5 protein-coding genes are annotated in these 23,833 nt (G+C 68.9%); 3 read left to right on the top strand and 2 right to left on the bottom strand.

Annotation, left to right across the window (positions count from 1 at the left end; all coding sequences use genetic code 11):
- Window positions 1-7: 7 nt before the first annotated feature.
- Window positions 8-343 carry an RNA polymerase-binding protein RbpA gene (locus tag A5753_RS20435; protein ID WP_007770897.1) on the bottom strand — a complete coding sequence of 112 codons (336 nt, stop codon included), beginning with the start codon at window positions 341-343 and terminating at the stop codon, window positions 8-10.
- A gap of 161 nt (window positions 344-504) precedes the next feature.
- On the opposite strand from A5753_RS20435, the gene A5753_RS20430 reads away from it, so the two are divergent.
- The 3 genes from A5753_RS20430 to A5753_RS20420 all read left to right on the top strand — a co-directional run bounded on the left by A5753_RS20430 (window position 505) and on the right by A5753_RS20420 (window position 22,528).
- Window positions 505-855 (top strand): hypothetical protein, encoded by a 351-nt coding sequence (locus A5753_RS20430; protein WP_082971405.1) that lies wholly within the window; start codon window positions 505-507, stop codon window positions 853-855.
- Window positions 856-1,272: 417 nt separating this feature from the next.
- Window positions 1,273-19,911 (top strand): type I polyketide synthase, encoded by an 18,639-nt coding sequence (locus A5753_RS20425; RefSeq protein ID WP_067132382.1) that lies wholly within the window; start codon window positions 1,273-1,275, stop codon window positions 19,909-19,911.
- Between the two features lie 19 nt (window positions 19,912-19,930).
- Window positions 19,931-22,528 (top strand): sugar epimerase family protein, encoded by a 2,598-nt coding sequence (locus tag A5753_RS20420; RefSeq protein WP_067132380.1) that lies wholly within the window; start codon window positions 19,931-19,933, stop codon window positions 22,526-22,528.
- Here the strand turns inward: A5753_RS20420 and A5753_RS20415 are convergent.
- The gene (locus tag A5753_RS20415; RefSeq protein WP_067132377.1) at window positions 22,525-23,751 is read right to left on the bottom strand and encodes a cytochrome P450; all 1,227 of its coding nucleotides are present in this window, start codon (window positions 23,749-23,751) and stop codon (window positions 22,525-22,527) included. The two genes, A5753_RS20420 and A5753_RS20415, sit on opposite strands and share 4 nt — an antisense overlap.
- Between the last annotated feature and the right edge of the window lie 82 nt (window positions 23,752-23,833).

Below are 23,833 nucleotides of genomic sequence, written 5' to 3'. Positions count from 1 at the left end.
TTCGCGGTCAGCCCCGACGGCGGGTCTTGATGATCTCGAGGCGCTCCTTCAGCAATTCCTCGAGCTCCTCGACCGAGCGACGCTCCAGCAGCATGTCCCAGTGCGTGCGCGGCGGCTTCACCTTCTTCGGCTCGGGCAGGTCGCCCTCGATCAGAGTGCCTTCCAACCCGTTACGGCACAGCCAGGTGCCGGGGATCTCGGCGTCATCGGCGAACGGAACCTCGAACTCCTCGCCGTTCTCGGTGCGGTACTTCGCGAGCTGACGAGGCGCGAGGTCGTGATTGCGGTCGGTCTCGTAGCTCACGGCCCCGAGGCGACTGCCTCTCAGTACACGATCAGCCATGGCTGCCACTCCTTCAGGTCTTCTCGGAGCTCTGCGGCTCTAAGTCATCATTTAGCAAACGCTGCGGCGATCTGCGCAGTTCCCCGGCCAAAGCCGGCATATGCGACGCGACCATCAATGATACCGGGATCACCGGGAAAACCCGACTAAAGTCGGCTGGCGTGAGCCGCCGTAGCCACCCGCAGCCCTGTCGCTGGTGCGGCCGAGATGTCACGGATGCGGGGATGGGTCGCCGCCGCCAGTACTGCCGGCAGTCGTGCCGGCAGCGCGCGTACGAACAACGGGCGTCGTTGAACCGGAATGGCGCGGCGGCGGTGGCCGACGACGCGGTGGTGCTGACGGCAGAGGACGCTGCAGACCTGTCGGATCGCGTTTACCAGGTGCGGTGCGCGGCCGAGGACGTCGCCACGGCGGTCGACGAAGGCGCCGGGACCACCGAGCTACGCCGGTTATGCGACGCGCTGGTCCACGCCGCCCGGGCCGCCGACGGATGGCGCCGAGCGGGTGTGTGACCGCGTCGTCCGCCCCGGGCCGACCGACCCCGACGCCGCGCTGAACGGTCGGCGACATGTGCCTGACCACCGGCTATGGCCACCCGGGTACAGTCGCGCCATGAGCGTCGGGCCATGTCTGCAGCGCACCGCGGTCCAGCGGGCGCACCGGGCACCCGCGGTGACACTTTGTTTGCGCGGCGCGGCGCATCTGTCCAGGCCGGTCCTCCCGTAGCAGCCGGGAGCAGCGGACGTTTTGAAATTCAATCGGAGTTGGACATACTCACCAGCAATATTCTTGGGTCGGAGAGCAGCACGACGCTGGTCGAACGGGAAACGGCGTCGCCTCGTGCAGCAAATTCCGTCACTCGGCGAAAACCGCATCCGGCGGTGAAAGACGGCCGCATGTCGTTAGGTGAGGGTTAGGCGAGGTTTGTGATGGTTGATCAACTCCGGCATGCGACCGAAGCGCTGCGTAAAGCGCTGGTCCAGGTTGAGCGCCTGAAGCGCACCAACCGTGCGCTGCTGGAGCGGTCCAACGAGCCGATCGCGATCGTCGGTATGTCGTGCCGCTTCCCGGGTGGCGTGGACAGCCCGGAGGCGCTGTGGGAGATGGTGGCCGACGGCCGCGACGTGATCTCGGAGTTTCCCACCGACCGGGGTTGGGACGTGGCCAGCCTGTACGACCCGGACCCCGACGCGCGTCACAAGTGCTACGTCAAAACCGGGGGCTTCGTCGACGGCGTCGCGGATTTCGATCCGGCCTTCTTCGGCATCGCGCCGAGCGAGGCGCTCGCGATGGATCCGCAGCATCGGATGCTGCTCGAACTGTCGTGGGAAGCGTTGGAGCGGGCCGGGATTGACCCCAGCGGGCTGCGCGGCAGCGCCACCGGCGTCTTCGCCGGGCTCATCGTTCAGGGTTACGGCATGCTCGCCGAGGAGATCGAGGGCTACCGGCTGACCGGCATGACCTCCAGCGTCGCCTCGGGGCGGGTGTCCTACGTGCTGGGGCTGGAGGGCCCGGCGGTGTCGGTGGACACGGCGTGTTCGTCGTCGCTGGTGGCCTTGCACATGGCCGTGCAGTCGCTGCGCTCGGGGGAGTGCGACCTTGCCCTGGCCGGCGGCGCGACCGTGAACGCCACGCCGACGGTCTTCGTCGAGTTCAGCCGGCACCGCGGGTTGGCGCCCGACGGGCGGTGCAAGGCTTATGCGGGCGCGGCCGACGGCGTCGGCTGGTCCGAGGGCGGCGCCATCCTCGTGGTGGAGCGCCTGTCGGACGCTCAGCGGCTGGGGCATCCGGTGGTGGCCCTGGTGCGCGGCTCGGCGGTCAATCAGGACGGCGCCTCTAACGGGCTGACCGCGCCCAATGGCCCCTCGCAACAACGGGTGGTGCGTGCGGCGCTGGCCAATGCCGGGCTGTCCCCGGCGGACGTTGACGTGGTCGAGGGGCATGGCACCGGAACCACATTGGGTGACCCGATCGAGGCCCAGGCGTTGCTGGCCACCTACGGGCAGGATCGCAGCGAGCCGCTGTGGCTGGGGTCGATCAAGTCGAACATGGGCCACACGCAGGCCGCCGCCGGGGCGGCCGGCGTCATCAAGATGGTGCAGGCGATGCGTCACGAGACGCTGCCGGCGACGCTGCACGTGGACGCGCCGAGCCCGCATGTCGACTGGTCGGCGGGCTCGGTGTCGCTGCTGACCGAGGCGCAACCCTGGCGGGCCGAGCGCCCGCGTCGCGCGGGGGTTTCGTCGTTCGGCATCAGCGGCACCAACGCGCACGTCATCGTCGAAGCCGCTCCGGCTGAACCCGCGCGTGAGGCCGGACCGGCACGTCCGGTGGTTCCCTGGCCGTTGTCGGCGAAGTCCCCGTCGGCGTTGGCGGCGCAGGCGGCGCGGTTGGCCGAATACTTTCGCGCGCACAGTGATCTGGACCTCGCCGACATCGGGTGGTCATTGGCGGGCCGCGCGACCTTTGAGCACCGAGCCGTCGTGGTGGGCGGTGACCGCGACCGGTTGCTGGCCGGACTGGACGAGCTGGCCAACGACGACCCGACCGGATCGGTCATCCGGGGCATCGCGACGCCGGCGGGCAAAACTGTGTTCGTCTTTCCGGGCCAGGGCTCGCAATGGCTGGGCATGGCCATCGAATTGCTGGATACCGCACTAGTATTCGCACAACAGATCCGCGAATGCGAAGAGGCGTTCGCCGAGTTCGTCGACTGGTCGCTGATCGGTGTGCTGCGTGGCGCACCCGATGCGCCGGGACTGGACCGGGTCGATGTCGTGCAGCCGGTCCTCTTCGCCGTGATGGTGTCGCTGGCCGAACTGTGGAAGTCGGTCGGGGTCAACCCGGATGCGGTGATCGGCCATTCGCAGGGTGAAATCGCCGCCGCTTACGTCGCCGGTGCGCTGTCGCTGCACGACGCCGCGCGGGTGGTCACGTTGCGCAGCAAGCTGCTGACGTCGCTGGCCGGCCCCGGCGGGATGCTGTCCATCGCCTGCAGCACCGAACGGGCCCGGGAGTTGTTGTCGCCCTACGGCAATCGAGCCAGCATTGCCGCCGTCAACGGCCGGTCGGCCGTCGTGGTGTCGGGTGAGGTGGCCGCGCTCGACGAGCTCGTCGGCTTCTGCGCCGACCTCGAGCTGCGGACCCGGCGGATCGACGTGGACTACGCGTCGCATTCGGTGGAAGTCGAGGTGATCCGCGCGGATCTCGCGGAGGTGCTGTCCGGTATCCTGCCGCGCTCCTCGCGGATCGCGTTCTTTTCCACGGTGACCGGAAACCGTTTGGACACAGCCGGGTTGGACGCCGAGTACTGGTATCGCAACATCCGACAGACCGTGCAGTTCGACCAGGCGGTGCGCAGTGCCTGCGAGCACGGATACCGGACGTTCATCGAATCCAGTCCCCACCCGGCTCTGGTCGCGGGCATCGAGGACACCGTCACCAACCACGTCGGCGGCGGCACCGAAGCTATCGTCATTCCCACCCTGGGCCGCGATGACGGCGGACTCGACAGATTCCTCACTTCGGCCGCGACCGCCTTCGTCGCCGGAGTGAGCGTGCGCTGGCGCGGCGCGCTGGACGGCGCCGGCTTCGTCGAGCTGCCGACGTATGCCTTTGACCGGCGCCGGTTTTGGCTGTCTGGGAAGGGCATCTCGGCCGACGCTTCCGGACTGGGCCTGGGCACCAGCGAGCACCCGCTGCTGAGCGCGGTTGTCGAGCTCCCGGCTTCGGGCGGGGTGGTGCTGACGGGCCGCCTATCGCCGAGCCTGCAGGGCTGGCTGACCGATCACGCCGTGTCCGGCACGGTTGTGTTCCCCGGAGCCGGCTTCGTGGAGTTGGCGATCCGCGCCGGTGACGAAGTCGGTTGTCCGACGGTCGACGAACTGACGCTGCAGGCGCCGTTGATGTTGCCGGCCAAGGATTCCGGGTCGTCGTCGGTTGCCGTGCAAGTGGTCGTCGGACCCGCCGAAGAATCCGGCCAGCGCCCGGTGTCGATCTTCTCGCGCCCCGACACCGGTTCCGGTTGGATGTGCCACGCCGAAGGAACGCTGAGCACCGGCTCGGTCGAGCCGGGGGCGGATCTGTCGGCTTGGCCGCCGGCGGGAGCCGTCAAGGTCGATGCGGCCGACGGCTACGAGCAGTTGGCGGCGCGTGGCTACGGCTACGGCCCGGCCTTCAAGGGCCTGACCGCGGCCTGGGTGCGCGACGACGAGGTGTTCGCCGAGGTGCGGCTGCCCGATGCCGCCGGCGGTGTCAACGGATTCGGCGTCCATCCGGCGTTGCTGGATGCTGCCATGCACGCTTTGATTGTCAGCCAGAATGTCGCCGGCCAGACCGACGAGGTGGTGCTGCCGTTCTCGTGGCAGGGCGTGTCGTTGCACGCGGCGGGCGCCCCGGCGGTTCGTGTGCGCATCGCGCCGGCATCGACGTCGGAGGGCGCCGCGGCCTCCAACTCTGTTTCGATCGAGCTGGCCGACGGGCTCGGATTACCGGTGCTATCGGTGCGCGCGATGGTGGCGCGCCCGGTGAGCGAGCGGCAGCTGCGGGCGGCGGTGTCGGCCTCGGGTCCGGACCGGTTGTTCGAGCTGGCGTGGTCGCCCGCCACGACGCCGGCCGCCGCCACCGAGTCGCCCGGGCACCAGGTGTTCGAATCCGTTGCGGCCGGCGAAGATCCGGTCTCCGGATCGTACGAGCGCACGCATCATGCGCTGGCGGCCGTGCAGTCGTGGCTGACCGAGCATGACTCCGGGGTGCTGATCGTCGCGACCCGGGGCGCGATGGGGCTGGAGGGGGAGGACGTCCCCGATCTGGCCGGCGCGGCGGTGTGGGGGCTGGTGCGGTCGGCGCAGACCGAACACCCCGGCCGGATAGTACTGGTGGATTCCGATGCGGCGCTTGACGATAGCGTGATCGCGACCGTTCTGGCGGTCGGCGAGCCCGCGGTGTTGCTGCGCGACGGCACCGCCTACATCGCGCGGGTGCACGGCAGCCGGGCGGCCGACGGCATCATGACACCTCCGGCGGATGGGCCCTGGCGGCTCGGAATCAGCAGCGCGGGCACTTTCGAAAACCTGCAACTGGAGCCGGTCCCTAATGCGGGCGCCGCGCTTGAGCCGGGTCAGGTTCGGGTGGCCCTGCGCGCCATCGCCACCAACTTCCGCGACGTCATGATCACCCTGGGCATGTTCACCCACGACGCCCTGCTCGGTGGCGAAGGCGCCGGCGTGGTGGTCGAAGTCGGCCCGGGGGTGACCGAGTTCGCGGTCGGCGATTCGGTGTACGGCTTCTTCCCTGATGGCAGCGGCACGCTGGTGCCCGGCGACGTCCGCCTGCTCCAGCACAAGCCCGCCCACTGGTCCTACGCCGAAGCGGCCGGGATCTCGGCGGTTTTTACCACCGCCTATATGGCGTTCATCCACCTGGCCGACGTGAAGCCGGGGCAGCGGGTGCTGGTGCACGCCGCGGCGGGCGGCGTCGGGATGGCCGCGGTTCAGCTGGGCAGGCATCTGGGCCTGGAGGTGTTCGCGACGGCCAGCCGTGGCAAGTGGGACACGTTGCGGGCCATGGGTTTCGACGACGATCACATCTCCGACTCACGCAGCCTCGAGTTCGAGGAGAAGTTCCGGGCGGTCACCGGCGGCCGCGGCATGGATGTGGTGCTGGACTCGCTGGCCGGCGAATTCGTCGACGCCTCGCTGCGGCTGGTCGCTCCCGGCGGCATGTTCCTGGAGATGGGCAAGACCGACATCCGCGACCCGGGCGTGGTGGCCCAGGACTACCCGGGTGTCCGCTACCGCGCCTTCGACCTATTCGAGCCGGGCCGCCCGCGGATGCATCAATGGATGCAGGAGCTGGCCGGGCTGTTCGACGCCGGCGTGCTGGAACCGTTGCCGGTCACCACCTTTGACGTGCGGCGCGGCCGCGCCGCGCTGCGATACCTGAGCCAGGCCCGTCACATCGGCAAGGTCGTCATGACGGTGCCTTCTGGGCCAGGTACCGGGCTGAGTTCGGGCACGGTGCTGATCACCGGTGGAACGGGCATGGCGGGTTCGACATTGGCTCGTCACCTGGTGGCACACCACGGTGTCGAGGAGTTGGTGCTGCTGAGTCGGCGTGGTCCGGACGCGCCCGGGGCCGCCGAATTGACCGCCGAGCTGCAAACCGCGGGTGCCCGGGCGCGCGTGCTGGCATGCGACGCCGCCGACCGGGCAGCACTGGCGCAGGTGATCGACGACATTGCGGCGCAGCGGCCGCTGTCGGGTGTGATCCACGCGGCCGGCGTGCTGGACGACGCGATGGTCACCTCGCTGACGCCCGAGCGGGTCGACGCGGTGTTGCGGGCCAAGGTCGACGCCGCGTGGAATCTGCACGAGTTGACCCGCGAGCTGAATCTGTCCGCGTTCGTGATGTTTTCGTCGATGGCCGGGCTGGTCGGCTCGTCGGGCCAGGGCAACTACGGGGCGGCGAACGCTTTCCTGGATGGGCTGGCCGCGCACCGACGCGCGCACGGTTTGCCGGCGATCTCGTTGGCCTGGGGGCTGTGGGATCAGGCCAGCACCATGACCGGCGGGCTGGACGCCGCCGACCTCGCCCGGCTGGGCCGAGACGGGATCTTGGCGCTGTCCTCGGACGAGGCCATGGAGCTCTTCGACACCGCACTGATCGTCGACGAGCCGTTCCTGGCGCCGGCCCGCATCGATCTCGGCGCGCTGCGCGCCCACGCGGTCGCGGTGCCACCGATGTTCACCGATCTGGTCAACGCCCCGACGCGCCGCCGGGTCGACGACTCGCTGGCCGCCGCGAAATCGAAATCCGCTCTGGCGCATCGGTTGGACGGGCTCTCCGAACCCGAGCAGCAGGCCGTGCTCCTGGACCTGGTGCGTTCGCACATCGCCACCGTGCTGGGCAACACCACCGCCGAGGCCATCGACCCGGACAAGGCGTTCCAGGAGTTGGGCTTCGACTCACTGACCGCGGTCGAAATGCGGAACCGACTCAAAACCGCCACCGGCCTTGCGCTTTCGCCCACCCTGATCTTCGACTACCCGACGCCCAACGGCCTGGCCGGCTACATCCGCACCGAGCTCGCCGGAGTGCCGCAAGAGATCAAGCACGCCCCCATCGCCCGCGCCACCGACGATGATCCGATCGTGATCGTCGGCATGGCTTGCCGCTATCCGGGCGGGGTGAATTCCCCCGACGACCTGTGGGAGATGCTGACCGAGGGCCGAGACGTGCTCTCGGATTTCCCGACAGATCGTGGCTGGGACCTGGCCGGTGTGTACAACCCGGATCCCGACGTTCCGGGCACCTGCTATACCCGCACCGGCGGCTTCGTGGACGGTGTCGCGGACTTCGACCCCGCCTTCTTCGGAATCGCCCCCAGCGAGGCGTTGTCCATGGACCCCCAGCAACGCATGTTCCTCGAGCTGTCCTGGGAAGCGCTGGAGCGGGCGGGAATTGAGCCCGGTAAGTTGCGCGGCAGCGCCACCGGCATGTTCGCCGGCGTGTACACGCAGGGCTACGGGATGGGCGCCGCACCGACCGCGGAGGGCTTCCGGCTGACCGGCCAGTCGTCGAGCGTGGCGTCGGGCCGGGTGTCCTACGTGCTGGGGCTGGAGGGCCCGGCGGTGTCGGTGGACACGGCGTGTTCGTCGTCGTTGGTGGCGTTGCACATGGCCGCACAGTCGCTGCGCTCGGGGGAGTGTGACCTTGCCCTGGCCGGCGGCGTCACCGTCAACGCCACCCCCGACATCTTCGTCGAATTCAGCCGCATGCGCGGGCTGTCCGCGGACGGCCGCTGCAAGGCCTACGCCGGCGCGGCCGACGGCACCGGATTCTCCGAAGGCGGCGGCATGCTCGTGGTGGAGCGCCTATCTGACGCTCAGCGCCTGGGGCATCCGGTGCTGGCCATGCTGCGCGGCTCCGCGATCAATCAAGACGGCGCGTCCAACGGGCTCACCGCGCCCAACGGTCCCTCGCAGCAGCGGGTGGTGAGGGCCGCCCTGGCCAGCGCCGGATTGACGCCGGCGGACGTGGACGTCGTCGAGGGCCACGGCACCGGAACCACTTTGGGCGATCCGATCGAGGCCCAGGCCCTGCTGGCCACCTACGGGCAGGATCGCAGCGAGCCGCTGTGGCTGGGGTCGATCAAGTCGAACATGGGCCACACGCAGGCCGCCGCCGGGGCGGCCGGCGTCATCAAGATGGTGCAGGCGATGCGTCACGAGACGCTGCCGGCGACGCTGCACGTGGACGCGCCGAGCCCGCATGTCGACTGGTCGGCGGGCTCGGTGTCGCTGCTGACCGAGGCGCAACCCTGGCGGGCCGAGCGCCCGCGTCGCGCGGGGGTTTCGTCGTTCGGCATCAGCGGCACCAACGCGCACGTCATCGTCGAAGCCGCTCCGGCTGAACCCGCGCGTGAGGCCGGACCGGCACGTCCGGTGGTTCCCTGGCCGTTGTCGGCGAAGTCCCCGTCGGCGTTGGCGGCGCAGGCGGCGCGGTTGGCCGAATACTTTCGCGCGCACAGTGATCTGGACCTCGCCGACATCGGGTGGTCATTGGCGGGCCGCGCGACCTTTGAGCACCGAGCCGTCGTGGTGGGCGGTGACCGCGACCGGTTGCTGGCCGGACTGGACGAGCTGGCCAACGACGACCCGACCGGATCGGTCATCCGGGGCATCGCGACGCCGGCGGGCAAAACTGTGTTCGTCTTTCCGGGCCAGGGCTCGCAATGGCTGGGCATGGCCATCGAATTGCTGGATACCGCACTAGTATTCGCACAACAGATCCGCGAATGCGAAGAGGCGTTCGCCGAGTTCGTCGACTGGTCGCTGATCGGTGTGCTGCGTGGCGCACCCGATGCGCCGGGACTGGACCGGGTCGATGTCGTGCAGCCGGTCCTCTTCGCCGTGATGGTGTCGCTGGCCGAACTGTGGAAGTCGGTCGGGGTCAACCCGGATGCGGTGATCGGCCATTCGCAGGGTGAAATCGCCGCCGCTTACGTCGCCGGTGCGCTGTCGCTGCACGACGCCGCGCGGGTGGTCACGTTGCGCAGCAAGCTGCTGACGTCGCTGGCCGGCCCCGGCGGGATGCTGTCCATCGCCTGCAGCACCGAACGGGCCCGGGAGTTGTTGTCGCCCTACGGCAATCGAGCCAGCATTGCCGCCGTCAACGGCCGGTCGGCCGTCGTGGTGTCGGGTGAGGTGGCCGCGCTCGACGAGCTCGTCGGCTTCTGCGCCGACCTCGAGCTGCGGACCCGGCGGATCGACGTGGACTACGCGTCGCATTCGGTGGAAGTCGAGGTGATCCGCGCGGATCTCGCGGAGGTGCTGTCCGGTATCCTGCCGCGCTCCTCGCGGATCGCGTTCTTTTCCACGGTGACCGGAAACCGTTTGGACACAGCCGGGTTGGACGCCGAGTACTGGTATCGCAACATCCGACAGACCGTGCAGTTCGACCAGGCGGTGCGCAGTGCCTGCGAGCACGGATACCGGACGTTCATCGAATCCAGTCCCCACCCGGCTCTGGTCGCGGGCATCGAGGACACCGTCACCAACCACGTCGGCGGCGGCACCGAAGCTATCGTCATTCCCACCCTGGGCCGCGATGACGGCGGACTCGACAGATTCCTCACTTCGGCCGCGACCGCCTTCGTCGCCGGAGTGAGCGTGCGCTGGCGCGGCGCGCTGGACGGCGCCGGCTTCGTCGAGCTGCCGACGTATGCCTTTGACCGGCGCCGGTTTTGGCTGTCTGGGAAGGGCATCTCGGCCGACGCTTCCGGACTGGGCCTGGGCACCAGCGAGCACCCGCTGCTGAGCGCGGTTGTCGAGCTCCCGGCTTCGGGCGGGGTGGTGCTGACGGGCCGCCTATCGCCGAGCCTGCAGGGCTGGCTGACCGATCACGCCGTGTCCGGCACGGTTGTGTTCCCCGGAGCCGGCTTCGTGGAGTTGGCGATCCGCGCCGGTGACGAAGTCGGTTGTCCGACGGTCGACGAACTGACGCTGCAGGCGCCGTTGATGTTGCCGGCCAAGGATTCCGGGTCGTCGTCGGTTGCCGTGCAAGTGGTCGTCGGACCCGCCGAAGAATCCGGCCAGCGCCCGGTGTCGATCTTCTCGCGCCCCGACACCGGTTCCGGTTGGATGTGCCACGCCGAAGGAACGCTGAGCACCGGCTCGGTCGAGCCGGGGGCGGATCTGTCGGCTTGGCCGCCGGCGGGAGCCGTCAAGGTCGATGCGGCCGACGGCTACGAGCAGTTGGCGGCGCGTGGCTACGGCTACGGCCCGGCCTTCAAGGGCCTGACCGCGGCCTGGGTGCGCGACGACGAGGTGTTCGCCGAGGTGCGGCTGCCCGATGCCGCCGGCGGTGTCAACGGATTCGGCGTCCATCCGGCGTTGCTGGATGCTGCCATGCACGCTTTGATTGTCAGCCAGAATGTCGCCGGCCAGACCGACGAGGTGGTGCTGCCGTTCTCGTGGCAGGGCGTGTCGTTGCACGCGGCGGGCGCCCCGGCGGTTCGTGTGCGCATCGCGCCGGCATCGACGTCGGAGGGCGCCGCGGCCTCCAACTCTGTTTCGATCGAGCTGGCCGACGGGCTCGGATTACCGGTGCTATCGGTGCGCGCGATGGTGGCGCGCCCGGTGAGCGAGCGGCAGCTGCGGGCGGCGGTGTCGGCCTCGGGTCCGGACCGGTTGTTCGAGCTGGCGTGGTCGCCCGCCACGACGCCGGCCGCCGCCACCGAGTCGCCCGGGCACCAGGTGTTCGAATCCGTTGCGGCCGGCGAAGATCCGGTCTCCGGATCGTACGAGCGCACGCATCATGCGCTGGCGGCCGTGCAGTCGTGGCTGACCGAGCATGACTCCGGGGTGCTGATCGTCGCGACCCGGGGCGCGATGGGGCTGGAGGGGGAGGACGTCCCCGATCTGGCCGGCGCGGCGGTGTGGGGGCTGGTGCGGTCGGCGCAGACCGAACACCCCGGCCGGATAGTACTGGTGGATTCCGATGCGGCGCTTGACGATAGCGTGATCGCGACCGTTCTGGCGGTCGGCGAGCCCGCGGTGTTGCTGCGCGACGGCACCGCCTACATCGCGCGGGTGCACGGCAGCCGGGCGGCCGACGGCATCATGACACCTCCGGCGGATGGGCCCTGGCGGCTCGGAATCAGCAGCGCGGGCACTTTCGAAAACCTGCAACTGGAGCCGGTCCCTAATGCGGGCGCCGCGCTTGAGCCGGGTCAGGTTCGGGTGGCCCTGCGCGCCATCGCCACCAACTTCCGCGACGTCATGATCACCCTGGGCATGTTCACCCACGACGCCCTGCTCGGTGGCGAAGGCGCCGGCGTGGTGGTCGAAGTCGGCCCGGGGGTGACCGAGTTCGCGGTCGGCGATTCGGTGTACGGCTTCTTCCCTGATGGCAGCGGCACGCTGGTGCCCGGCGACGTCCGCCTGCTCCAGCACAAGCCCGCCCACTGGTCCTACGCCGAAGCGGCCGGGATCTCGGCGGTTTTTACCACCGCCTATATGGCGTTCATCCACCTGGCCGACGTGAAGCCGGGGCAGCGGGTGCTGGTGCACGCCGCGGCGGGCGGCGTCGGGATGGCCGCGGTTCAGCTGGGCAGGCATCTGGGCCTGGAGGTGTTCGCGACGGCCAGCCGTGGCAAGTGGGACACGTTGCGGGCCATGGGTTTCGACGACGATCACATCTCCGACTCACGCAGCCTCGAGTTCGAGGAGAAGTTCCGGGCGGTCACCGGCGGCCGCGGCATGGATGTGGTGCTGGACTCGCTGGCCGGCGAATTCGTCGACGCCTCGCTGCGGCTGGTCGCTCCCGGCGGCATGTTCCTGGAGATGGGCAAGACCGACATCCGCGACCCGGGCGTGGTGGCCCAGGACTACCCGGGTGTCCGCTACCGCGCCTTCGACCTATTCGAGCCGGGCCGCCCGCGGATGCATCAATGGATGCAGGAGCTGGCCGGGCTGTTCGACGCCGGCGTGCTGGAACCGTTGCCGGTCACCACCTTTGACGTGCGGCGCGGCCGCGCCGCGCTGCGATACCTGAGCCAGGCCCGTCACATCGGCAAGGTCGTCATGACGGTGCCTTCTGGGCCAGGTACCGGGCTGAGTTCGGGCACGGTGCTGATCACCGGTGGAACGGGCATGGCGGGTTCGACATTGGCTCGTCACCTGGTGGCACACCACGGTGTCGAGGAGTTGGTGCTGCTGAGTCGGCGTGGTCCGGACGCGCCCGGGGCCGCCGAATTGACCGCCGAGCTGCAAACCGCGGGTGCCCGGGCGCGCGTGCTGGCATGCGACGCCGCCGACCGGGCAGCACTGGCGCAGGTGATCGACGACATTGCGGCGCAGCGGCCGCTGTCGGGTGTGATCCACGCGGCCGGCGTGCTGGACGACGCGATGGTCACCTCGCTGACGCCCGAGCGGGTCGACGCGGTGTTGCGGGCCAAGGTCGACGCCGCGTGGAATCTGCACGAGTTGACCCGCGAGCTGAATCTGTCCGCGTTCGTGATGTTTTCGTCGATGGCCGGGCTGGTCGGCTCGTCGGGCCAGGGCAACTACGGGGCGGCGAACGCTTTCCTGGATGGGCTGGCCGCGCACCGACGCGCGCACGGTTTGCCGGCGATCTCGTTGGCCTGGGGGCTGTGGGATCAGGCCAGCACCATGACCGGCGGGCTGGACGCCGCCGACCTCGCCCGGCTGGGCCGAGACGGGATCTTGGCGCTGTCCTCGGACGAGGCCATGGAGCTCTTCGACACCGCACTGATCGTCGACGAGCCGTTCCTGGCGCCGGCCCGCATCGATCTCGGCGCGCTGCGCGCCCACGCGGTCGCGGTGCCACCGATGTTCACCGATCTGGTCAACGCCCCGACGCGCCGCCGGGTCGACGACTCGCTGGCCGCCGCGAAATCGAAATCCGCTCTGGCGCATCGGTTGGACGGGCTCTCCGAACCCGAGCAGCAGGCCGTGCTCCTGGACCTGGTGCGTTCGCACATCGCCACCGTGCTGGGCAACACCACCGCCGAGGCCATCGACCCGGACAAGGCGTTCCAGGAGTTGGGCTTCGACTCACTGACCGCGGTCGAAATGCGGAACCGACTCAAAACCGCCACCGGCCTTGCGCTTTCGCCCACCCTGATCTTCGACTACCCGACGCCCAACGGCCTGGCCGGCTACATCCGCACCGAGCTCGCCGGAGTGCCGCAAGAGATCAAGCACGCCCCCATCGCCCGCGCCACCGACGATGATCCGATCGTGATCGTCGGCATGGCTTGCCGCTATCCGGGCGGGGTGAATTCCCCCGACGACCTGTGGGAGATGCTGACCGAGGGCCGAGACGTGCTCTCGGATTTCCCGACAGATCGTGGCTGGGACCTGGCCGGTGTGTACAACCCGGATCCCGACGTTCCGGGCACCTGCTATACCCGCACCGGCGGCTTCGTGGACGGTGTCGCGGACTTCGACCCCGCCTTCTTCGGAATCGCCCCCAGCGAGGCGTTGTCCATGGACCCCCAGCAACGCATGTTCCTCGAGCTGTCCTGGGAAGCGCTGGAGCGGGCGGGAATTGAGCCCGGTAAGTTGCGCGGCAGCGCCACCGGCATGTTCGCCGGCGTGTACACGCAGGGCTACGGGATGGGCGCCGCACCGACCGCGGAGGGCTTCCGGCTGACCGGCCAGTCGTCGAGCGTGGCGTCGGGCCGGGTGTCCTACGTGCTGGGGCTGGAGGGCCCGGCGGTGTCGGTGGACACGGCGTGTTCGTCGTCGTTGGTGGCGTTGCACATGGCCGCACAGTCGCTGCGCTCGGGGGAGTGTGACCTTGCCCTGGCCGGCGGCGTCACCGTCAACGCCACCCCCGACATCTTCGTCGAATTCAGCCGCATGCGCGGGCTGTCCGCGGACGGCCGCTGCAAGGCCTACGCCGGCGCGGCCGACGGCACCGGATTCTCCGAAGGCGGCGGCATGCTCGTGGTGGAGCGCCTATCTGACGCTCAGCGCCTGGGGCATCCGGTGCTGGCCATGCTGCGCGGCTCCGCGATCAATCAAGACGGCGCGTCCAACGGGCTCACCGCGCCCAACGGTCCCTCGCAGCAGCGGGTGGTGAGGGCCGCCCTGGCCAGCGCCGGATTGACGCCGGCGGACGTGGACGTCGTCGAGGGCCACGGCACCGGAACCACTTTGGGCGATCCGATCGAGGCCCAGGCCCTGCTGGCCACCTACGGGCAGGGTCGCAACGAGCCGCTGTGGTTGGGTTCGATCAAGTCGAACATGGGCCACACGCAGGCGGCCGCCGGGGTGGCTGGCGTGATCAAGATGGTCCTGGCGATGCGCCACGAGATGTTGCCCGCGACATTGCATGTCGACGAGCCGAGCCCGCACGTCGACTGGTCGACGGGCTCCGTCTCGTTGTTGACCGAGGCGCGGGTGTGGCCCGGCAACCGCCCGCGCCGCGCGGGTGTGTCGTCCTTCGGCATCAGCGGCACCAACGCGCACGTCATCGTCGAGGCCGTGCCCGCCGAGGCGCCGCGCGTCGTGGACGGTCCCAAGGTGCCGATGGTGGCATGGCCCGTCTCGGCGAAATCGCTGTCGGCGTTGAACTCTCAAGCCGCACGCTTGGCGGGCCACCTGCGTGCCCACCCGGACTTGGACATCGCAGATGTGGGGTGGTCGCTGGCGCACCGGTCGGCCTTCGAGCAGCGGGCCGTCATCGTCGGGAGCGATCGCGACCGGTTGTTGGCCGGGTTGGACGAGCTTGCCGGTGACGACCTGACCGGCTCGATCGTTCGTGGCACGGCTAACGCCGGCAAGACCGTCTTTGTGTTCCCGGGCCAGGGCGCCCAAACGCTGGGCATGGGAATGGGATTGCACGCCGGCTATCCGGTGTTCGCCGAGGCGTTCAACACCGTCGTGGCCGAACTGGATCGGCACCTGCTTCGTCCGCTGCGCGAGGTGATGTGGGGGAACGACGAAAATCTGGTGAACAGCACCGAATTCGCACAACCCGCGCTGTTCGCAGTCGAAGTCGCGTTGTTCCGGCTGCTCGAGTCCTGGGGCGTGCGGCCCGACTTCGTGATGGGCCACTCGATCGGGGAGCTGGCGGCCGCGCACGTCGCCGGTGTGCTGTCCCTGGAGAACGCCGCGGTGCTGGTGGCGGCCCGGGGTCGATTCATGCAGGCGCTGCCCGAGGGCGGCGCGATGGTCGCGGTCCAGGCCACCGAAGATGAGGTGGGGGCGTTGTTGGTGCCCGCCGAACAAGCCCGCGCGGGCATCGCCGCGGTCAATGCGCCGACCTCGGTGGTGATTTCGGGTGCACAAGAAGCAGTGGCCGCGGCGGCCGATCAACTTCGCGCCGACGGCCACCGTGTGCATCAGCTTTCCGTGTCGCACGCCTTCCACTCCCCGTTGATGGATCCGATGATCGACGAATTCGGAACCGTCGCGGCCGGACTGGCTGTCGGCAAGCCCACCATCCCGATCGTGTCCAACGTGACCGGCCAGCTGGCCGGGGATGACTTCGCCTCGGCGGCGTACTGGAAGCGACACGTACGCGAGGCGGTGCGCTTCGCCGACAGCGTGCGTTTCGTGCACTCGGCCGGCGGAAACCGCTTCCTCGAAGTCGGCCCGGGCAGCGGCCTGATGGCATCGATCGAGGAGACACTGGCTTTCGATCCGACGGCAGCCCCGGTGACCACGATGTCCACGCTGCGCAAGGACCGCCCCGAGCCGGTCGCCTTGCTCAACGCCGTCGCGCAAGGGTTCGTCGCGGGAATGGATGTGGACTGGCGCGGTGCCCTCGGCGACGCCAATCTGGTCGAGTTGCCGACGTATGCCTTTGACAGGCGGCGCTTTTGGCTTGCCGCCGACGGCGCCCCGGCCGACGCCGCGGGCCTGGGTTTGGCCGCCAGTGAGCACGCCCTATTGGGCGCGGTGGTGGAACTGCCGGCCACCGGCGGAGTGGTGCTGACCGGCCGGTTGTCGCCCGCCACCCAGGGCTGGTTGACCGACCACGCGGTCGGCGGTGTGGTGCTTTTTCCCGGCGCGGGATTTGTCGAGTTGGCGATTCGCGCGGGCGACGAGGTGGGCTGCGGTGTGGTCGACGAGCTGAATCTGGCGGCGCCGCTGGTGTTGCCGGCCGGTGCTTCGGTCGCCGTTCAGGTCGTGGTCGGCGGTCCGGACGATTCGGGTGCCCGCGCGGTGTCGGTGTTTTCGCGGGCCGAAGCGGGCTCGGGATGGTCATTGCATGCCGAAGGTGTGCTGCGGGCGGGGTCGGTGCAGCCGAGCGCGGATCTGTCGGCGTGGCCGCCCGTGGGTGCTGTGCCGGTGGATGTGGGCGACGGGTACGAGCAATTGGCCGAGCGCGGTTACGGATACGGCCCCGCGTTCCGCGGCCTGACGTCGATGTGGCGCCGCGGCGACGAAGTCTTCGCCGAGGTCTCGCTGCCAACCGATGCCGGGGTTTCGCCGGCCGGGTTCGGCGTACACCCGGCGATGCTCGACGCGGCACTGCACGCGGTCATGTTGGCCTCCGATCGCGAGGGACTGCCCGAAGGCTCGATGCTCGTTCCGTTCTCCTGGCAGCGGGTGTCGTTGCACGCCGCAGGGGCGGGTGCGGTGCGCGCACGGATCATGCCGGTCAGCCCGTCCACGGTGTCGATCGAATTGGCCGACGGGCTGGGGCTGCCGGTGCTCTCGGTGGCGTCGATGGTGGCCCGCCCGGTCACCGACAAGCAACTCCTGGCCGCGGTGTCGAATTCGGGGCCGGACCGGCTCTTCGAGGTCATCTGGTCCGCTCAGCCGTCGGCGGCGGTGCAGCCGGTATCGGTATTCGGTTGGGATGCACTGGAATTGAACGACGCCGAGGCCGACCGTTCGGCGGGGCTGTTCGAGTCGCAGCCGGTGGCCGGCGACATGATCACCGAGGTGTATGCGGCGACGCGGGCGGTGCTGCCCGTGCTGCAGTCGTGGTTGTCCCGCGACGGCGCCGGGACCTTGGTGGTAGCGACCCGGGGCGCGATGACGCTGCCGGGCGAGGACGTCACCGATCTGGCCGGCGCGGCGGTCTGGGGATTGGTGCGGTCGGCGCAGACCGAGCATCCCGGACGAATCGTGCTCGTCGACGCGGACGGGCCTTTGGACTCCGAGGCGGTAGCCGCGGTCCTGGCGCTCAGCGAGCCGCAGGCGATAGTGCGCAAGGGAACGCTCTACACCGCGCGAGTGCTCGGCAGCCGCGCGGTCGGCGGTCTGCTGCTGCCACCCGACGAGGGACCGTGGCGACTCGGCATGAGCAGCTACGGCACGATCGAGAACCTGCGCATAGAACGGATTCCCGATGCCGATGCGCCGCTGGGTGCCGGCCAGGTGCGGGTCGAGCTGTCGGCCATCGCGGCCAATTTCCGTGACGTCATGATCGCATTGGGCCTCTACCCAGATCCCGAGGCGATCATGGGTATTGAGGCCTCCGGCGTGGTCATCGAAACCGGCTCGCAGGACGGGCGTTTCGAAGTCGGCGACCGCGTCATGGGGCTCTTCCCGGACGGCACCGGAACCATCGCCAAGACCGACCAGCGCCTGCTCGTCAAAGTTCCCGCTGGTTGGTCACACACCGCAGCCGCGACAGCGTCGGTCGTCTTCGCGACGGCAAACTATGCGCTGGTGGACTTGGCCGGCGCCAAGCCCGGTCAGCGGGTGCTGATCCATGCCGCGGCCGGTGGGGTCGGGATGGCTGCGGTCCAGTTGGCCCGCCACATCGGCCTGGAAGTGTTTGCGACCGCAAGCCGCGGAAAGTGGCAAACCTTGCGGGACATGGGCTTTGACGACGATCACATCGCCGACTCGCGTAGCCTCGAGTTCGAGGAGAAGTTCCGGGCGGTCACCGGCATGGCCGGGATGGATATCGTCCTCGACTCGCTGTCCGGTGACTTCGTCGACGCTTCGCTGCGCCTGATGGCGCCCGGCGGGGTCTTCCTGGAGATGGGCAAGACCGATATCCGCGACCCCGACGTCGTCGCAAGGGACCACTCGGGTGTGCGCTACCGAGCTTTCGATCTCTTCGAAGCCGGTCCGGATCGCATCGCACAGATGCTCGACGAGTTGGCCACCATGTTCGGCGAGGACGTGTTGCGGCCGTTGCCGGTCACCAGGTTCGATGTGCGACGCGCGCCCGCCGCGCTGCGCTACCTAAGCCAGGCGCGACACGTCGGCAAGGTCGTGATGACCATGCCGGACGCGTGGACGGCCGGCACGGTGCTGATCACCGGCGCCACCGGCATGGCCGGCTCGGCGGTCGCCCGACACGTCGTGTCCCGCCACGGCGCGCGCAATCTGGTGTTCGTCAGCCGCCGCGGCCTGGACGCACCGGGTGCGGCGGAGCTGGTCGCCGAGCTGAGCGCGGCCGGTGCAACCGTGGAGGCGGTGGCCTGCGATGCCGCCGATCGCGAGGCCCTGGCCAAGGTGATCGCCGAGATTCCGATGCAACACCCGCTGACCGGGGTGATCCACGCCGCCGGGGTATTGCGCGACGCGGTGGTGACGTCGTTGACCCCCGACCGGATCGAATCCGTGCTGCGGTCCAAGGTCGATGCGGCGTGGAACCTGCACGAACTGACCCGCGACCTGGATGTGTCGGCGTTCGTGATGTTTTCGTCGATCGCCGGGCTGGCGGGTGCGTCGGGTCAGGCCAACTACGCGGCCGGCAACTCCTTCCTGGACGGGTTGGCCGCGCATCGACGGGCACATGGGCTGCCGGCGATTTCGCTGGGCTGGGGGCTCTGGGATCAGGCCAGCGCCATGACCGGTGGATTGGGCGCCGCCGACCGTGCCCGGTTCGGCCGGGACGGGATCGTCGCCATGTCCTCGGACCATGCGCTGGAACTGATGGACACCGCGCTGATTGTCGACGAGCCGTTCATGCTGCCCGCCCACATCGACCTCGCGGCGTTGCGGGTCAAGTTCGACGCGGGCACGTTGCCACCGATGTTCGTCGATCTGATCAACGCGCCGTCGCGACGTCAGGTCGATGACTCGCTGGCCGCCGCCAAGTCGAAATCCGCTCTGCTGCAGCGCCTCGAAGGGCTGCCCGAGGATGAGCAACAAGCGGTCTTGCTGGACTTGGTGCGTGCCAACATCGCCACCGTGCTGGGCAGCGCCAGCCCGGAGGCGATCCACCCGGATCGGGCGTTCCAGGAACTCGGCTTCGACTCGCTGACCGCCGTAGAAATGCGTAACCGGCTCAAAGCCGCGACCGGGCTGGCGCTTTCGCCGACGCTGATCTTCGATTACCCGAACTCCGCTGCGCTGGCCGGCTACATGTATCGCGAATTGGTCGGATCGTCGGACCAGCCCGCGGTGGCAGCCGTGCCGGGCGAAGCCGAGATTCAGCGGGTGGTCGGATCCATCCCGGTCAAGCGCCTTCGCCAGGCCGGCGTTTTGGAGCTGCTGCTGGCCTTGGCCAACGAATCTTCCAGTGGGAGCGCGTCGTCCGAGGTGACCACGGAGAAGGACATCGCCGACATGGACCTCGACGACCTGGTCAACGCCGCGCTGCTGGATGACGACGAATAGCCATGAGTGAGGGCGTTTTGTGAGAATCGCGGTCACCGGGGCCAGCGGCGTGCTCGGTCGCGGCCTCGTCACGCGGCTGCTCAGCCAGGGCCACGACGTCGCGGGGATCGCCCGCCATCGTCCCGAAAGCTGGCCGAGCGCAGCGGATTTCGTTGCTGCCGACATCCGTGACGCCGGGGCTGTCCGACGCGCCCTGGCCGGCGCGGACGTCGTCGCGCACCTCGCGTGGGCGAAGGGTTCCGGGTACGACGACCAGGTCAATATCGGCGGCAGCCGCAACGTGCTCGAAGCGATGGCCGAGAATGGTTCTAGGCGAATCGTTTTCGCGTCATCAGCGCATGTGTACGGCGGGACGGCAGTGCCGCACGCCGAACACGAGGTCACGACTCCGATCAGCGCCGAAGGCCGGTCCAAAGCCCGAGTCGAACAGATGCTTGCGGAATCGGGAGCGGAATGGGTCGCGATCCGCTCCGCGCTGATCTTGGGGCGAAGCGTCGATAACTGGGTGCGCCGCCTGCTCGCGTTGCCGGCGTTCCCCGACCGGTCGGCCGATCGCCAGATGCAGGTCGTCCACCTCGACGACGCGCTGCGGCTATTCAACCGCGCCATCATTGAAACCGAAGTCGCCGGTGGCCCAGTGAATCTCGCCGCTTCGGGCGACCTGACCTTCCGGCACATCGCCGCTGCGCTGCGCCGCCCAATCGTGCGCCTTGGCCGCGAGCCGGCCGAGCTGCACCTGGTGCGGGGGGTTGCGCTTATGGACACCTCGCGGCTGACAGAAGAATGGGCGTTTCAGCCGGCGTGGGAATCCGGCGAATGTGTCCAGGATTTCGTGCTGGCGGTGCGCGGCCGGGTAACCGTGGGCAATCGGGTGGTATCGCTGCCGTGGCGGCTGGCCAACATCCAGGACCTACCGTCGGTCGACGCGCCGAGCGACGACGGCGTCAAACCCGTTTGGGCAGGCGCAGCGGGGGATAACGGGGAATTCGACACGCCGATCGACCCGCGTTTTCCCACCTTCCTCGCCACGAACCTGTCTGAGGCGCTGCCTGGTCCCTTTTCGCCGGCGTCGGCGTCGGCGACGGTTCGCGGACTGCGGGCCAGCGCCGTGTGCGTCGCCGAGCGGTTGCGGCCCGGCGGGACGATCCAACGCGAAATCGCGATGCGCATGGTCGCGGTGTTCGCCCACCGACTGTACGGCGCGATCACCACCGCACACTTCATGGCCGAAACGGTGCCTTTCGTCAAGCCGACGACGGTGGTGAGCAATAGCGGGTTCTTCGGTCCGAGCATGGCCGCCCTGCCGATCTTCAGTGAAGAACATCCGCACTCCGACAACGGCCGATTTCGCAAGCGACTGCGGACCATCCGTAACATCGGGGTATTCGGCGTCAACCTGATCGGCCTGTCCGCCGGCGCGCCCCTGGACACCCGCGAGTTCGTCGCCGACGTCGATCGCCTGGAACGCTTGGCCGACGGCGAGCTCGCCGGGCTCGACGATCGTCGGCTGCTGAGCCTGATCTCGCTGGCGCGTGACCAGGTGGTGCACGGCTGGGTGCTGGCGGCGGGCTCGTTCCTGCTGTGCGCGGCGTTCAACGTGCTGCTGCGCGGTTTATGCGGACGAGACGTCGCCGCGCCCGGCGGACCGGAATTGGTCAGCGCGCGTTCCGTCGAGGCGATGCAGCGCTTGGTGGTCGTCGCGCAGCGCGATCCGAAAGTCACGGCGCTGCTGGCCGAACCGGGCGATCGGCTCGACAAGCTCGCCGTTGAGGCGCCGGAATTCCATGCCGCCCTGCTAGACGAGCTGGCGCTCATCGGGCACCGTGGTCCGGCCGAGCTCGAGATGCTGTCGACCAGCTACGCCGACGATCCCGAGCTGCTCGTGCGGATGGTGACCAGAGCAATGAGCGCGTCATCCGCGCCGCAGCCCCAGCGGCCCCGGATCCCGTTGCACGCCAAGCCCATAGCGGCTCTGGCCACCCAACAACTTCGGGATCGTGAAGTCCGCCGCGACAAGGTGGTGCGGGCGAACTGGGTCCTGCGAAAGCTGTTGCGCGAGTATGGGCGTAGGTCGGTCGATGCCGGGATTTTCGACGCGGCCGATGACGTCTTCTATCTGCTTGTCGACGAACTCGATGCACTCCCTGCGGACGTGGGCGCGCTGGTGGCGCGGCGCCGGGCCGAACAACGCCGGCTGGTCGCGGTGGCGCCGCCGACGGTCTTCAGCGGAAGCTGGCAGCCGACCGCGACCACATCGGACGCGCTGGCCAGCGGGGACACTTTGCGTGGTGTCGGCGTTTGCGGGGGACGGGTGCGCGGCCGGGTGCGGATCGTGCGGCCCGAAACCATCGACGACCTGCAACCCGGTGAGATCCTTGTCGCAGAGGTGACCGACGTCGGGTACACCGCGGCGTTCTGTTACGCCGCCGCCGTCGTGACCGAACTCGGCGGCCCGATGTCGCACGCCGCCGTGGTGGCCCGCGAATTCGGGTTTCCGTGTGTCGTCGACGTTCAGGGGGCCACCAAGGCACTGCCGCAGGGGGCCATGGTGGAGGTCGACGGCGCCACCGGCGAGATCCGTTTGCTCGAGCTGGCCGCGGACGACGCGCTTAGCTAGTCGAACTCCATCTCCAGCTCGACCGGCCCGCTCAATCCCAGCATCGGTTTCCAGCGTGCCGTGGCCACGCGGCGCGGATTGGTCATGCGCCGGGCGATGACTTTGAGGGCTCCGGCGAGTTCCGTTCGGGCGAGATTGGCGCCCAGGCAATAGTGGGCGCCGCCGCCGAAGGTCAGAATCGGCGGCGGTTCCTCGCGGGTGATGTCGAACCGGTGCGGGTGCGGGTAGACCTCTGGATCACTGTTCGCGGCAAAGGTATTCACCGAAATGAAGGTGCCCGCCGGAAACGTGTACTCCGCGAACGTGACGTTGTCCAGGACGGTGCGCAGCGTGGTGCAGACCGCCGGCGAATGGCGCATGCATTCCTCGACGGCTTGCATCGCGAGGCCGGAATCGTCGCGCAGCATCGCCAGTTGATCGGGATGATCACACAGCGCGTGCATGCACGCGGCCAGTTGATTGCGAGTGGTGTCGGTGCCGGCGCTGAGAATGCTGAACGCCAGCATGCGCATCTCCGCGTTGCTCAGCCGGTCGCCGTCGTCCTGGGCGCGGATCAGTTCGGAGATCAAATCGTCGGTCAACCGGCCCCGGCGTTCGGTGATCATCTCGTCGATGTACGCGTCGAACTCGTCCCATGCGCGCATCACGATGTGCTGCTCGTTCGCCAGGTCGGAGTCCAACCTCACGATTTTGAAAATGTCCTCGGCCCACAGGGAAAACTGCTCCCAATCCTGGGGAGGCGCGCCCAACAGCGCACAGATGATCGGGATCGGGTACGGCCGGGCGATGTCGGTGACGAAATCGCATCGGCCGGCATCGGCGACCTGGTCGATCAACCCGTTGATCACCGCGTCGATCGTGTCTTCCATGCGTGCGGAAGCCCGCGGCGTGAAGGCTTTGGACACCAGGCCGCGCAGCCGTCGATGGTGCTCGCCTTCCATGCCCAGGATGGTGCCGAGGACCCGGTCATAGAGCGGGCCGGACGTTATCCCGCGAGCGGTCATGTGCATGCCGGGCGGGAAAACGAACCGGGGGTCGCGAAGTATCCCGCGGGCGAGCTCGTAACCGAGCACCTCGGGTCCCAGCGGTCCGATGGCTATCGGAGACCTCGTGCGCACCTCGTGGATGCGCGGGGCGACCTCGTGCACGGTGTCGGTGATTTCGTAGTGCAGCGTCGGAAGGCCGGCGTCGAAGACGCTGGGTGATGCGGTGTCGACGGTCATCGTGCCTCCTTAGGCCGAAACCAGCTTGGCTGGTAGCGCTTTGGCAGTACTTCGATCGGCGCCGAAACCAGCCATGCCGTCT

This window comes from Mycobacterium sp. 852002-51971_SCH5477799-a (assembly GCF_001667145.1).
Taxonomy (GTDB): domain Bacteria; phylum Actinomycetota; class Actinomycetes; order Mycobacteriales; family Mycobacteriaceae; genus Mycobacterium.
This window is presented reverse-complemented; position numbering and strand designations above follow the sequence as displayed.